General features: G+C 72.6%; 11 protein-coding genes. 7 read left to right on the top strand and 4 right to left on the bottom strand.

The features are described 5' to 3' along the window. Positions 1-239: 239 nt before the first annotated feature. Positions 240-2,195 (bottom strand): acetate--CoA ligase, encoded by a 1,956-nt coding sequence (gene acs / locus ABD236_RS25975; protein WP_344077430.1) that lies wholly within the window; start codon positions 2,193-2,195, stop codon positions 240-242. Between the two features lie 218 nt (positions 2,196-2,413). Further along, positions 2,414-4,729: a bifunctional SulP family inorganic anion transporter/carbonic anhydrase gene (locus ABD236_RS25970; protein WP_344077428.1), complete on the bottom strand. Its 2,316-nt coding sequence runs from the start codon at positions 4,727-4,729 to the stop codon at positions 2,414-2,416. Positions 4,730-5,027: 298 nt separating this feature from the next. Here ABD236_RS25970 and ABD236_RS25965 point away from each other — a divergent pair, with 298 nt between their 5' ends. After that, a complete protein-coding gene (locus ABD236_RS25965) occupies positions 5,028-6,305 on the top strand; it encodes a polysaccharide deacetylase family protein (RefSeq protein ID WP_344077426.1) in 1,278 nt (425 codons plus the stop codon). 5 nt (positions 6,306-6,310) lie between these two features. Here the strand turns inward: ABD236_RS25965 and ABD236_RS25960 are convergent, their stop codons facing one another. Further along, positions 6,311-7,297 (bottom strand): ATP-binding protein, encoded by a 987-nt coding sequence (locus ABD236_RS25960; protein ID WP_344077424.1) that lies wholly within the window; start codon positions 7,295-7,297, stop codon positions 6,311-6,313. A 102-nt stretch (positions 7,298-7,399) separates the two neighbouring features. Here ABD236_RS25960 and ABD236_RS25955 point away from each other — a divergent pair, with 102 nt between their 5' ends. Next, complete coding sequence (locus ABD236_RS25955; protein WP_344077422.1) at positions 7,400-8,227, top strand: Fic family protein; 828 nt, start codon at positions 7,400-7,402, stop codon at positions 8,225-8,227. A 393-nt stretch (positions 8,228-8,620) separates the two neighbouring features. On the opposite strand, the gene ABD236_RS25950 is transcribed toward ABD236_RS25955, so the two are convergent. Beyond that, positions 8,621-9,457 carry an HAD family hydrolase gene (locus ABD236_RS25950; protein WP_344077420.1) on the bottom strand — a complete coding sequence of 279 codons (837 nt, stop codon included), beginning with the start codon at positions 9,455-9,457 and terminating at the stop codon, positions 8,621-8,623. A gap of 443 nt (positions 9,458-9,900) precedes the next feature. Between ABD236_RS25950 and ssd the strand changes: the two genes are divergently transcribed. The 5 genes from ssd to ABD236_RS25925 all read left to right on the top strand — a co-directional run bounded on the left by ssd (position 9,901) and on the right by ABD236_RS25925 (position 14,297). After that, entirely contained in the window at positions 9,901-11,004 is a 1,104-nt protein-coding gene (gene ssd / locus ABD236_RS25945) for a septum site-determining protein Ssd (protein ID WP_344077418.1), read from the top strand. A gap of 44 nt (positions 11,005-11,048) precedes the next feature. Continuing rightward, the gene (locus tag ABD236_RS25940) at positions 11,049-12,242 is read left to right on the top strand and encodes a TadA family conjugal transfer-associated ATPase (RefSeq protein ID WP_344077531.1); all 1,194 of its coding nucleotides are present in this window, start codon (positions 11,049-11,051) and stop codon (positions 12,240-12,242) included. After that, positions 12,239-13,114 (top strand): type II secretion system F family protein, encoded by an 876-nt coding sequence (locus tag ABD236_RS25935; protein WP_344077415.1) that lies wholly within the window; start codon positions 12,239-12,241, stop codon positions 13,112-13,114. Before ABD236_RS25940 ends, ABD236_RS25935 begins: the two co-directional genes overlap by 4 nt. After that, positions 13,111-13,962, top strand: coding sequence for a type II secretion system F family protein (locus ABD236_RS25930; RefSeq protein WP_344077413.1), 852 nt, complete (start codon positions 13,111-13,113; stop codon positions 13,960-13,962). Before ABD236_RS25935 ends, ABD236_RS25930 begins: the two co-directional genes overlap by 4 nt. Positions 13,963-14,096: 134 nt before the next feature. Then, positions 14,097-14,297 carry a DUF4244 domain-containing protein gene (locus ABD236_RS25925; protein ID WP_425543955.1) on the top strand — a complete coding sequence of 67 codons (201 nt, stop codon included), beginning with the start codon at positions 14,097-14,099 and terminating at the stop codon, positions 14,295-14,297. Positions 14,298-14,324 lie beyond the last annotated feature (27 nt).

The following is a 14,324-nucleotide window of genomic DNA, read 5'->3' as shown; positions in this document are numbered from 1 at the left end:
GTCTGCGGGCCGTGGCTGATTGCTCGCGCAGTTCCCCGCGCCCCTGAAAAGCCGTGGCTGAGCTGGGATCTCCGGCTGAGGCCGACTACCTAGGGGCGCGGGGAACTGCGCGAGAAGCGGCCACGGCCCGCAGACGAACGAGGGCTCCGGGGCGAAGCCCCGCAACGGGGCCCGGGGGGCGAAGCCCCCGGAGGCCCAGCCACGCACCACGCGCAGCCGGGCCCCACCCCCCGGCCCCCTCAGTCCTCGCTGGAAGCGCTGGGCAGCTTCGTCTGGATCAGATCCATCACAGAAGAGTCCGTGAGCGTCGTGACATCCCCCAGCTCCCGGTTCTCCGCAACATCCCGCAGCAACCGCCGCATGATCTTCCCCGACCGCGTCTTCGGCAGCTCCGCCACCGGCAGCACCCGCTTCGGCTTGGCGATCGGCCCCAGCGTGGCGCCGACGTGCGCCCGCAGCTCCTCCACCAGGCCCTCGGACTCCGCAGCCGACCCACGCAGGATCACGAAGGCCACGATGGCCTGCCCGGTCGTCTCGTCGGCCGCGCCGACGACCGCCGCCTCGGCGACCGAGGGGTGCGAGACGAGCGCCGACTCGACCTCGGTCGTCGAGATGTTGTGCCCGGACACGAGCATCACGTCGTCGACCCGGCCGAGCAGCCAGATGTCCCCGTCCTCGTCCTTCTTCGCCCCGTCCCCGGCGAAGTACTTCCCCTCGAACCGCGACCAGTACGTGTCGATGAACCGCTGGTCGTCACCCCAGATGGTGCGCAGCATCGACGGCCACGGCTCGGTGAGCACCAGATACCCGCCGCCCCCGTCGGGCACCTCGCGCGCCTCGTCGTCCACGACGGTCGCCGAGATCCCGGGCAGCGCGCGCTGCGCGGAGCCGGGCTTGGTCTCGGTCACGCCCGGCAGCGGCGAGATCATCATCGCGCCGGTCTCCGTCTGCCACCAGGTGTCCACGATCGGGCAGTTGTCCGCGCCGATGTGCTTGCGGTACCAGATCCACGCCTCCGGGTTGATGGGCTCGCCCACCGACCCCAGCACCCGCAGCGAGGACAGGTCGAACTTCGCGGGGATGTCGTCGCCCCACTTCATGAACGTCCGGATCGCGGTGGGCGCCGTGTAGAGGATCGTCACCCCGTACTTCTGGACGATCTCCCAGAACCGCCCCTGGTGCGGGGTGTCCGGCGTGCCCTCGTACATGACCTGCGTCGCGCCGTTGGCCAGCGGTCCGTACACGATGTACGAGTGGCCGGTCACCCAGCCGATGTCGGCGGTGCACCAGTACACGTCGGTCTCGGGCTTGAGGTCGAAGACCGCGTGGTGGGTGTACGCGGCCTGCGTCAGATAGCCGCCCGAGGTGTGCAGGATGCCCTTCGGCTTCCCCGTCGTCCCCGAGGTGTACAGGATGAACAGCGGGTGCTCGGCGTCGAACGGCTGCGGGGTGTGCTCGGCCGACTGGCGCTCGACGATGTCGTCCCACCAGACGTCCCGGCCCTCGGTGAACGCGGTCTCCTGCCCCGTACGCCGCACCACCAGGACGTGCTCGACCTGCGGGCACTTCGCCACGGCCTCGTCGATCGCGGGCTTGAGCGCCGACGGCTTGCCGCGCCGGTAGCCGCCGTCCGCCGTGATGACCAGCTTCGCGTCGGCGTCCTGGATACGGGAGGCCACGGCGTCGGCCGAGAAGCCGCCGAAGACCACCGAGTGCGCCGCGCCGATCCGCGCGCAGGCGAGCATCGCGACGGCCGCCTCGGGAATCATCGGCATGTACACCGCGACCCGGTCACCGGCCCGGACACCCAGCTCCGTAAGGGCGTTGGCGGCCTTCGCGACCTCGTCCTTCAGCTCGGCGTAGGTGATCGCGCGGCTGTCGCCGGGCTCGCCCTCGAAGTGGATGGCGACCCGGTCGCCGTTCCCGGCCTCGACGTGCCGGTCCACGCAGTTGTACGCGACGTTGAGCTGTCCGTCGGCGAACCACTTCGCGAACGGCGGGTTCGACCAGTCGAGCGTCTCGGTCGGCTCGGTGGCCCAGGTCAGGCGCCGGGCCTGCTCGGCCCAGAAGCCCAGCCTGTCCGTCTTGGCCTGCTCGTACGCCTGCGCCGTCACGTTGGCGTGCGCGGCCAGCTCGGCGGGCGGCGCGAACCGCCGCTCCTCCTTGAGCAGGTTGGCCAGGCTTTCGTTGCTCACGACATCTCCCTTTCCCAGGGCGTCCTATGTGCCTATGTGTCCCGGCCCATAGCTCATCAGGCCAATCGCCGGGTGACAAGAGTCTCCCGAAAATTGGTTTAGACCTGTAAGGGGTCCGGGTCATCGGCGTGTCATCAGACGGTCTCACGGACCAGGTCCGCCCTGGGTTCAGGCGTGCGGGGGCCACCGTGTGCGCAAGGGCGCGGCAGCACAGCCGCTCAGGTGCGGGACGCCTCCCGAGGCGTCGGCCCCACCCCCTCGAACACCTCCTCGCAGTCGTCGGACGCCAGCAAGTACGCCTGGGCCTCGCCCACATGGAAGTACATCCCGTGCAGGGCCAGGGTGCCCTCGGCCAGCCGCCGCGCCACCGACTCATGGCTGCGCAGATGGTCCAGCTGCTGCACCACGTTGGTGAGGCAGAGCTGCTCCACGGCGTCGGCGGGCAGCCGCCCGGCGATCCGCGCCCAGGCGTGCCTGCGGCTGGCCATCCGCTCCAGGCTGGGCAGCCCGTGCCGCAGCCAGCGCCGCAGCGGCGTCTGCGGGGCGTCCGGCCTGCTGTTCAGCAGCGCCTGCATCGCCCCGCAGCCGGAGTGTCCGCACACCGTGATGGACTCGACCCGCAGCACCTCCACCGCGTACTCGATCGCCGCCGCCACCGAGTCGTCGCCGCACTCCGCACCCGGCGGGGGCACCAGATTGCCGACGTTGCGCACGGTGAACAGGTCGCCCGGGCCGCTCGATGTGATCATGCTGGTGACCAGCCGGGAGTCGGCGCAGGTGAGGAAGAGCTGGGACGGCTGCTGCCCCTCGCGCGCCAGGCGCGCCAGCTCGTCCCGCACCAGCGGCGCGGTGTTGCGCTGGAAGGAGCTGAGCCCGCTGGCCAGTTGGTGCCCGTGCTGCCGGGGCGCCGGCGCCTTGTCGTGGCAGTGGTGGTTGCGCCAGGGCGTCCAGGGGCGGCAGCAGTTCTGCGCGCCGGAGGCGGGCTCGGCGACGCGTCCGCCGGACCGGCCGGTGATCCGCACCTCGCCACCGCGCGCGCTGTGCGAGTCCTGCCAGCCGTGGAGTGCCTCGTACGCCGCGTGGTCCATGAACGAGCCGTCCAACTCCACGACGGCCCTCGCCCCTTGGGGCACCTGGTTCAGGGACCGGGTCAGCCGGGGCACGGCGAGGAACGTCAACTGCCCGCGCGCCCGCACCAGATACGACAGGTCGTCCTGGCGCTGCACGGTGATCCGCGTACGCGCCACCCGGCGCAGCGCGACCGCCACGGCCACCGCGACCCCGATGACCACGCCCTGGAGCACCCCGAACAGCAGCACCCCGGCGACCGTCGCCACGTACACCAGGAACTCGCGGTGCCGGTGGACGTTGCGGATATGGGCGTACGAGACCATCTGGATGCCGACCATCATCACCAGCGCGGCCAGCGCCGCCAGCGGGATCCACTCCAGGACGGCCACCAGCAGCCCGGCGGCGAGCAGCACCCACGTCCCGTGCAGCACGGTGGAGGCACGGCTGGTGGCCCCGGCCCGCACATTGGCGCTGCCGCGCACCGCGCCCCCCGAGACCGGCATACCGCCGAGCAGCCCGGAGAGGGCGTTGGCGATGCCCTGGCCACGCAGCTCCCGGTCGAGGTCGGCCCGGGCGGGCGGGGTGCCCGGCCGCTCGGCGGCAAGCTTGTCCACGGCGACGGAGGAGAGCAGCGACTCCAGGCTGGCGACCAGCGTCACCGTGAGCACGGCGGCAACCAGCCCGCCCACCGGCCCGTGCGGCAGCTCCGGCAGGACGTGCGCGTCCCACGAGGGCAGGTCGACCCGGGCGATGTCCGGCGCGGCCACGGCGGCCACGGCGGTGGCGACGACCACGCAGGCGAGCGCGGCCGGAACCCGGCGCAGGGCTTTCCCGGCGCGCCCCGGCAGACGGGGCCACGCCAGGAGGACGGCGAGGGTGAGCGCCCCGATGAGGGGTGCGGCGGGGCCCACCCTCGCCAACTGGTCCGGCAGCGCCTGAGCGTTGTCGACGGCGGAGCTCTGGGGGGAGCCGCCCAGGACGATGTGGAGCTGGGCGAGCGCGATGGCGGCGCCGATGCCGGCGAGGGTGCCGTGCACGATGGCGGGGCTCACGGCGAGCGCGGAACGCGCGGCCTTCAGCGAGCCGAGCGCGATCTGGAGCAGACCCGCGAGGACGGTGATGGCGCAGGTGGTGCGCCATCCGTAGCGCTGGATCAACTCGGCCGACACCACCGTGAGTCCGGCGGAGGGGCCGCTGACAAGGAGCGGTGAGCCGCCGAGCAGTCCGGCGGCGATGCCGCCGACTCCGGCGGCGATGAGGCTCGCCTCCAGGGGGGCGTCGATGGCGACGGCGAGGCCGAGCGACATCGGTACGGCGAGCAGGAACACGGTGACGGACGCGGACAGGTCGGCTCCGGCGATCCGGAAGCGGCGGCCTCCCTTTCGGGGCGGTGGGGCGTGCGGGTGCTGCGGGCTGTCGGGGTGAGTGAGGGGCTGGGCGCGGGTGGGGACGCAGGCAGACATGTTCCCGTCTCCTCCGGGGCGGCGCGGTCGCGGATGTGGGGGTCGCGGCCGTGGGTCACGGCGTGCAGCGGCGGGATTCTCAACTCTCGGTAAACGGATCGTAATGCAGAGTAAAGGTCAGCGCCTGGCATTTAGGGCAAATAGGCCAACGATTCACTCTTGGAGGTGAATAAGCAGCTTTTCGTGCGGCCTGTCGCGCCTCCTTCCCTCATGCTGCGTGTCACTTTTGCGGCGATTTCATGACATTCAGTACGAGAGATCTTCGGATCTGCTGATCGGTGAGGAAGAGGGTGGGCGGATGATGGCCGCCACGAAGAGGATCGCCACCGGGGCCGTCGTCGCCGCGCTGGTGGCGGTCGCTACCGGATGCTCGGTGGGGAACGGGACCAGGGCCGCCGCGCCCGGCCCGCAGGCGCCCGCCGCCGCCCCCAAGAGCGCGGTGCGGCTGATCGGGGACGGCTCCACCGCGTTCACGGGGCTCCAGCCGCATCTGATGAAGCCGCAGAAGCTGGCGCCGGGTCAGCAGCCGCCGCAGTTCGTGGTGTTCTCCTGGGACGGGGCGGGCGAGGACAGCCAGCGGCTGTTCTCCCACTTCCGCGAGGTCGGCAAGAAGTACAACGCGACGATGACGTACTTCCTCAGCGGGGTGTACATGCTCCCGGAGGAGAAGCGCGAGCGGTACACCGCGCCCAAGCACTCGCCGGGCAGCAGTGACATCGGGTTCAACGACCTGAAGGGCATCAAGGACACGGTCGCCCAGCTGCGCGGTGCGTGGCAGGACGGCAACGAGGTCGGCACCCACTTCAACGGCCACTTCTGCGGCAACGACGGCGGCGTCGGCACCTGGTCGGTGGACGAGTGGAAGAGCGAGATCGCCCAGGCCAAGTCGTTTGTGAAGAACTGGAAGTCGAACACCGGCCTCACGGCGGAGGCGCCGCTTCCGTTCGACTACGACAAGGAGCTCATCGGCGGCCGCACCCCCTGCCTGGAGGGCCGCAAGAACTTCGTGCAGGCGGCCGGCCAGCTGGGCTGGCGCTATGACACCAGCGGCGTCAACGACCAGGTGTGGCCGAAGAAGAACGACAACGGCGTCTGGGACCTGTCCATGCAGCTGGTCCCGGTCCCGGGCCGCGCCTTCCAGACGCTGTCGATGGACTACAACTTCTACATGAACCAGTCGGGCGCGGTGACGGGCGACGCCGACCAGCACGAGTACTGGGGCAACCAGATGCGCGACGGCCTGCTCCAGGCCTTCGACCGCTCGTACAACGGCAACCGCGCGCCGCTGATCATCGGCAACCACTTCGAGTCCTGGAACGGCGGCACGTACATGCGGGCCGTCGAGGACACGATCAAGACGGTCTGCGTCAAGCGCGAGGTGCACTGTGTGTCGTTCCGCCAGCTCGCCGACTGGCTGGACGCGCAGGACCCCTCGACGCTCGACAAGTTCCGTCAGCTGAAGGTCGGCGAGGCCCCGAAGGGAGGCTGGACGGCCTTCCTGGCCGCCCAGCCCGCCGTCCCGGTCCAGTCCGCCAGGCCGCTTCCGCAGCCCGGCCTCAAGCAGGCCGCCGGCTGACGCGGTCAGCCCGGCAGCGGAACGGCCAGTTCCTCACGCAGGACGAAGTCGGGGTCGACCTGGGCCGCCAGGTCGGCGCCCGTCTTCGCGTTCCCCCAGCTCTCGGCGTTCTTCAGATGGAAGTGGACCATCTGCCGGGTGTAGCGCTCCCAGTCGCGCGCCTCGTACGAGTCGTCCGCCGCGTCCTGGAGGGCCTGGAGGGCGAGCCGGTTGTCGGCCTCCAGGAGCTCGAAGCGCGGTGGGCGCCCCTTCTCCATCGCGCGCACCCAGTCGGAGTGTCCGACCGTCACCAGCAGGTCGTCGCCGACCTCGGACCGCAGGAAGTCCAGGTCGTCCTGGCCCTGCACCTTGTTGCCGACGACCTTGAGGGCGACCCCGAAGTCCCGTGCGTACTCCCGGTACTGGCGGTAGACCGAGACGCCCTTGCGGGTCGGCTCGGCCACCAGGAAGGTCATGTCGAAGCGCGTGAACATCCCGGAGGCGAACGAGTCCGACCCGGCCGTCATGTCGACGACCACGTACTCGTCGGGCCCGTCCACCAGGTGGTTCAGACACAGCTCCACCGCCCCGACCTTCGAGTGGTAGCAGGCCACCCCCAGGTCGGACTCGCTGAACGGGCCGGTCGCCATCAGCCGGATGTCCCCGTCGTCGAGCACCACCCGCCGCGCGCACGCCTCGTAGACGGGATTCGACTCGCGCAGCCGCAGCAGGCGGGAACCCCGGCCCGGCGGAGTCGTCTTGATCATCGTCTCGGCGGAGGCGATACGGGGGTTGGTGCCGCGCAGATAGTCCTTGATCAGCGGCAGCTGCGCGCCCATCGCGGGCAGCGCGGCCGCCTCCGGCTCGTCCAGGCCGAGGGCTGCCCCCAGATGCTGGTTGATGTCGGCGTCGACCGCGAGCACGGCGGCCTCGTTGGCGGTGAGGTGGCGGATGAAGAGCGAGGACAACGTGGTCTTGCCGCTGCCGCCCTTTCCTACGAAAGCGATCTTCATGTTCACCAACGGTAATCGCGCGACCGCGTGAGGTAGGGGTGGTGAGTGAAGAAGACCACTCGAAGGTGGGGTGTGGGCGCCGGGCGCGTAGCCTCGCTACTTATGAGTACGAACGCCTCGTCCGCCGCCGATCCGCTTGTCGCCCTGGGCTCGCTGCCGGGTGTCCCGGACGCCGTGGACTCGGTGCGCAAAGCCGTCGACCGGGTCTACGGGCACCGTGTCATGCGGCGCCGCAGCAACGAGATCACCTCGGAGGCGGCGCTGCGCGGGGCGCGCGGCAGCGCGGCGCTCTCCGGCGCCGACTGGGCCCTCGAAGAGGTGCGGCGGCGCAGCGACTTCGGCTCGGAGGCCGAGGCGCGCACGGTCGGCGCGGCCCTGCGGCTGACCGCCGAGGCGGGTCAGCTGCTCTCCATCTGGCGGCAGTCGCCGCTGCGGGTGCTGGCCCGGCTGCATCTGGTCGCGGCCGCCGACGCGGCCGACACGGTCGGCCGGCCCCGCCGGCAGGGCGAGCCGGTGGACGAGCCGCTGATCGAGCTGCCGCTGCCGGACGCGGACGAGGTGGCGGGCCGGCTGGAGGGCCTGTCGCAGCTGATCATCGCGGGTTCCTCGGCCCCGGCGCTCGTCACGGCCGCCGTGGTGCACGGCGAACTGCTCGCCCTGCGCCCGTTCGGTACGTACAACGGGCTGGTGGCGCGGGCCGCCGAGCGGATCGTGCTGATCGGCAGCGGTCTCGACCCCAAGTCCATCTGCCCGGCCGAGGTCGGCCATGCGGAGCAGGGGCGCGCGGCGTACGCGGCGGCGCTGGACGGCTATGCCTCGGGGACGCCGGAGGGCATGGCCGCCTGGATCACCCACTGTGGGCGCTCGGTCGAGCTCGGTGTACGGGAGTCGACGGCCGTCTGCGAGGCGCTTCAGCGCGGGGCGGCGTAGACACCGGCGTAGTCGGCCCGGCGCGAGGGGCGAGGCCCGGAAAAGGGTTGCGGCGGTACCGGATCGGTACCGCCGCTGGCATGTCCACCGTGTTACCAAGCGTCCTCGAATGTTGCCCATCAGGTCGGGAACTTCTGCCCGTCACCTGGTGCGGCTGGCCCGTAATCGACGGGTCGACGTCGCGTGGGTGCTCGATGTCCATGCTTCGGTCCGTGGGGCCGTGTTGCGTAGAAGGTGATCCTCTCGGATGTCCCAGGTCTCGCGGGCCGTTGACTTATTTGTACTCCAGGCCGGGGTGAAGCGGAACCCCTGGATGCACTTCTTTACTTTTAGGTTCAAACAGGGCAGAACGGCCAAGGCGCCTGACAGGGCCTTCGGGGCGGCGCCGCCGGGTCAGCCCGCGGCCGCCGCGCGCCGCCGGCTGGCGTACCAGACGAGTCCGGCGGTAGCCGCCGCGGCGCCCACGGCCGCCGCCGCGACCAGTGCCGGACGGGGCGGCATGGAGAGCGCGGGCAGTCGCTGCTTGAGCCGAACGGGTCGGTTAAAGACGAGAACCGGCCAATCTCGAATGGCCGCTTCGCGCCGGAGTGCCCGATCCGGGTTGACCGCGAACGGGTGGCCGACCGACTCCAGCATCGGCACGTCGGTGGCCGAGTCGCTGTACGCGTAGCAACGGGCCAGGTCGTAGCCCTCGGAGGCGGCGAGCTCCTTGACGGCCTCCGCCTTGGTGGGGCCGTAGGCGTAGTACTCGACGTCGCCCGTGAAGCAGCCGTCGGGGCCCACCACCATCCGGGTGGCCACCACCCGGTCCGCTCCGAGCAGTTCGCCGATCGGCTCGACGACCTCGGCGCCCGAGGTCGAGACGATCACGACGTCGCGGCCCGCGGTGTGGTGCTCCTCGATGAGGGAGGCGGCCTCGTCGTAGATGATCGGGTCGATCAGATCGTGCAGCGTCTCGGCGACGATCTCCTTCACCTGCTGGACGTTCCAGCCCTTGCAGAGCGCCGACAGATACTCGCGCATCCGCTCCATCTGATCATGGTCAGCGCCGCCCGCGAGGAACACGAACTGTGCGTAGGCCGTACGCAGCACGGCCCGGCGGTTGATGAGTCCCCCTTGATAGAAGGACTTGCTGAACGTGAGAGTCGACGACTTGGCAATGACTGTCTTGTCCAAGTCGAAGAAGGCGGCGGTCCGCGGCAAGGAGTGGTTTTCCACGAAGGCGAGCATAGGCGCCCACCATTCGGCGTACGCTGGGGCGTGTGGGTTTGCCTGAGAAGGCTCTCGGGTACACCATGGAAGTCACGGATCGTTCGCGACCGTGCTAACCCGGTCCGGCTCCTCCCCCCCCGAGTCGGCCGGAGAGACGACCCCCGCTCTCCCCCCCGGCGGGGGTCGTCGCATGTCCGGATGCATTTTCGGGCCTCGCGCACGATCCAGCTCCCCTCCCTCGGGCCGCGTCGGCTCCTCCCTCCACCTGTCCAGACTCGTCACCGTGCGTAACGGTTCCGGTGCGCTCTGGAAGTCACCGGTATAGGTGAACGGAATATTCACAACCGTCGAGTTGTCCACAGTTTTTGACCAAGATCCACTTTATTTCTGGAACCGCTCCACCGTGATTCCAGTTCGCGAGATCCGCGGACACCGGAATCACAGTGGAGGGGGCGGAGATCATGGACGGACGCATCGTGTCCGACCGGTCACCGAGTGCTCGGGGGAGGCGTTCGGGACCGCTGATCGTCACCGAGGACGAGGCGTTGCTCGACGACCTGCTGCGGCTGTGCGCCGCCGCCGGGGCCGAGCCGGAGGTGCACCACTCGGTGCCCGAGCGGCGGTCCGGCTGGGAGAGCGCGCCGCTGGTCCTCGTCGGGGACGACGCGGCGGCCCGGGTGCGCGGCGCCGCGCGAAGGCGCGGGGTGCTGCTCGTCGGACGGGACCAGGACGACCCGGGGGTGTGGCAGCGGGCGGTGGAGATCGGCGCCGACCATGTGCTGCGGCTGCCCGACGCGGAGCAGTGGCTGGTCGACCGGATCGCGGACGCGGCGGAGGGCGTGGGCCGCCCGGCGCTGACCGTCGGAGTCGTCGGCGGGCGCGGCGGGGCCGGGGCGTCGACGCTGGCCTGCGCCCTGGCGGTGACCGCCGCGCGGGCCGGCCGGCGCACCATGCTCATCGACGGCGACCCCCTGGGAGGCGGCCTGGACGTGCTCCTCGGGGGCGAGCAGACCGAGGGCAGACGGTGGCCGGATTTCGCCGCTTCGCGCGGCCGGGTCGCCGGAGGCGCGCTGGAGGAGTCGCTGCCGCATCTGCACGCGCTGCGCGTGCTGAGCTGGGACCGGGGCGACTCGGTGGCGATCCCGGCCGAGGCGATGCGGGCGGTCCTCGCGGCCGCGCGCCGACGCGGGGGCGTCGTGGTCGTGGATCTGCCGAGGCGGGTGGACGACGCGGTGGCGGAGGCGCTGGCGCAGCTGGACCTGGGGCTCCTGGTCGTCCCCGCCGAACTGCGGGCGGTGGCGGCGGCCAACCGGGTCGCCTCCTCGGTCGGCATGGTGCTGCGGGACCTGCGGGCGGTGGTCCGCGGGCCGTACGCGGCGGGGCTCGACGAGCAGTGGGTGGCGGCAGCCCTCGGCCTGCCCCTCGCCGGAGAACTCCCCGTGGAGTACGGCCTGCTGGAGGCCCAGGAGAAGGGTGCCCCGCCGGGCAGCGAGGTGCGCGGCCCCCTCTCCCGCTTCTGCACGGCGTTCTGGGAGCAGGCGCTGACAGGGGGTGCGGTCGCATGAGCGAGGCACGCGCGCGTACGGGACACATGGCCATGAGCAGCGCCATGCCCGCAGAGGGCCCTTCGGGTACGAGAGGTCGGGCGGCCCCCTCTCCGAGGCCGCTGCTCGACGCGGTGCGCCAGCAGCTGGCGGAGAGCGGGGAGGAGCCGACACCGGCCCGGGTCGCGGCGGCGCTGCGGGCCCAGGGGCGCCTCCTCGGGGACGCGGAAGTCCTCGGCGGAGCGCAGGAGTTGCGCTCGGAGCTGGTCGGCACCGGCCCGTTGGAGCCACTGCTCGCCGACCCCGAGGTGACGGACGTGCTGGTGTCGGCCCCGGACCGGGTCTGGGTGGACCGGGGCGCCGGGCTGGAACTCACCGGGGTCCGCTTCAGCGACACGGCCGCGGTGCGCCGACTGGCCCAGCGGCTGGCCGCGGTCGCCGGGCGGCGGCTGGACGACGCCCGGCCCTGGGTGGACGCCCGGCTGCCGGACGGCACCCGGATGCACGCGGTGCTGGCCCCGGTCGCGGTCGGGGCGGACTGTCTGTCGCTGCGGGTGGTGCGGCCGAGGGCGTTCTCGCTGGACGAGCTGGTGGCGGCCGGGACGGTGCCGCCGGGCGGCGACGGGGTGCTGCGGGCGCTGCTCGCGGCCCGGGTCTCGTTCCTGGTGAGCGGTGGCACGGGCTCCGGCAAGACGACGCTGCTCGCCACCCTCCTCGGCCTCGTCCCGGAGCGGGAGCGGATCGTCCTGGCCGAGGACTCCGCCGAGTTGAGACCCGACCACCCCCACGTGGTGCGGCTGGAGGCACGGCCCGCCAACCAGGAGGGCGCGGGCCTGGTGACCCTGCGGGACCTGGTGCGCCAGGCCCTGCGGATGCGGCCGGACCGGCTGGTCGTGGGCGAGGTGCGGGGTGCCGAGGTCACCGACCTGCTGGCCGCGCTCAACACCGGCCACGAGGGCGGCTGCGGCACGGTGCACGCCAACACGGCCGCGGACGTGCCCGCCCGCCTCGAAGCCCTGGGCACCGCGGCCGGGCTCGACCGGGCGGCCCTGCACAGCCAGTTGGCGGCGGCGCTCTCCGTGGTGCTCCATCTCGTACGGGACCGGGGCGGCCGGCGCCGGATCGCCGAGGTCCGGGTGCTCGAACGGGACGCGGCGGGGCTGGTGGTGGCCGTCCCGGCGCTGCGCTGGGGCCTGGGCGGCTTCGTCCAGGAGCGCGGCTGGGAACGGCTGCGGGTGCTGCTCGGAGGTGCGTGGTGACGGCCTGGGCGGCGGCGGGCCCGCCCGGGCTGACCCCGGCCTCGGCGGCTGCCGTGTGCGCCTTCGCGGCGGCCTGTCTCTCGGTGGGGCGGGAGCAGGGGCTGCGCAGGGCCCGGCTGATCGTCGCGGGAGGCGCGGTGGAGCCCGAGGAGCCGCCGTGGGGGCGGCTGCGGGAGCGGTTGCGCGCCAAGGCGCGTCCGGAGTGGCTGTGCCTGCCGGTCGCGGTGCTCGTGGCGGCGCTGGCGGGCTCGCTGCTGCCGCTGGCGGCCGGAGCGGTAGCGGTGCCGCTGGTGGGGCGGCGGTTGCGGGCCCGGGAGCGGGAACGGGCGAAGTGGCGCCGGGGCGACGAGGTGGTCGCCTGGTGCGGGGCGGTCGCCGGAGAGCTGCGGGCGGGCCGCCAGCCCGGCCAGGCGCTCACCCTGGCCACCCAGGACACCCGGGCGCTGGGCGGCGCCGAGCCGAAGGTGCTGGCGGCGGCCCGGTTCGGCGGCGATGTGCCCGGCGCCCTGCGGGAGGCGGCCCGTGAGCCGGGCGCGGAGGGGCTCGCGGGAGTGGCGGCGTGCTGGCAGGTGGCCGTCGACGGCGGCGCGGGCCTCGCGTCCGGCCTGGAGCGCCTGGAGGCGGCGCTGCGGGCCGAGCGCGACCAACGGGAGGAGCTGACCGCCCAGTTGACCGGGTCGCGCACGACGGCCCTGCTGCTGGCGCTGCTGCCCGCTCTCGGCCTCCTGCTCGGCACGGCGATGGGCGCGAGCCCCTTGCGGGTGCTGCTGCACACCCCGGCCGGGCTGGGCTGTCTGGCGCTGGCCGGGGTGCTGGAGGCGGCGGGCCTGTATTGGACGGCGCGGATCACCCGGGCGGGGGAGGGGAGATGAGCAGCGAGCTCGGGCTCGCCCTCGGGAGCGTCCGTGGGGGAGGAGTGCTGCCGGATGTTTTCCACAGGCTGGGGGTGACGGCGGCGATCGTGGCGCTTGCCCTGTGGACGGGGTGGGAGTTCGCCCGGCGGGGCCGGGAGAGGACGGTTCGGAGGCGGCTGGTGGCCCTGGGGGCGGGGCCGGGGCCCGTGCGGGGGGCTAGGTGGCGGGTGTGGACGCCGGGCGCCTGGCCGGCGGGCGGCGCCCGTGCGGCCCACGCCCTGGCTTGGGCCGGGCCACTGGGGGTGCTGGCCGCTGTGTACGTACTGATCGGCGGGGTGTCCGGAGCCGCGATGGGGCTGGTGGCGGCGTACGGGGCCAGCCGCTGGGCCCGTCGTCGTACGTCGGGCGGGGGGCGTCCCAAGGCGGAGCCAGACCCCGAACTGCCGCTCGCGGCCGATCTGCTGGCCGCCTGTCTGTCGGCCGGGGCGGGGCCGCGCGAGGCGGCCGGAGCGGTGGGGGAGTCGCTGCACGGCCCGGTCGGGCGACGGCTGGCCCAGATCGCCGCCGAGCTGCGGTTGGGCGGCGAACCGGCCGAGGTGTGGGGGAGGTTGGGGGAGATACCGGGCGCGGCTGGGCTGGCCCGGTGCCTGGAGCGGGCCGCCTCCTCCGGGGCACCGGCGGCGGGCCCGGTCGGCCGGGTGGCCGAACGCTGCCGGGCCGAGCGGGCCCGGACGACGGCGGCCCGGGCCCGGCGGGCGGGCGTACTGATCACCGGGCCGCTGGGGCTCTGCTTCCTTCCCGCGTTCCTGGCCGCCGGAGTGGCACCCGTGGTGATCGGGCTGGCGGGCGGGCTGCTCGGACGCTGAACGCCGATGGCCAGGCGAATGGCGCAATGCGACACGGAGGGTGCGAGACGGCTGCGTGACGCGGCCACGACTCACGAGCGCACGCGCCCATGCGCGTGATGGCGCGCGAACTCAACAGGCAGGACTGAAACGACATGGGGGTTGGCATGAGGACATGGATGCGGTGCGTCGCGCGACGGGTGCGCGGGGACGCCGGGATGACGACCAGCGAGTACGCGGTCGGAACGATCGCCGCGTGCGGCTTCGCGGCGGTGCTCTACAAGGTGGTCACGAGCGGGGCCGTCTCGTCGGCGCTCCAGTCGGTGGTGGAGAGGGCGCTCGATGTGCAGTTCTGAGGGCGGGGGCTCGGGGCCGGACGGCAC

Source organism: Streptomyces crystallinus, from assembly GCF_039521265.1.
GTDB lineage: Bacteria > Actinomycetota > Actinomycetes > Streptomycetales > Streptomycetaceae > Streptomyces > Streptomyces crystallinus.
The sequence above is the reverse complement of the archived record's forward strand: the minus strand, read 5'-3'. Positions and strand labels throughout refer to the sequence as shown.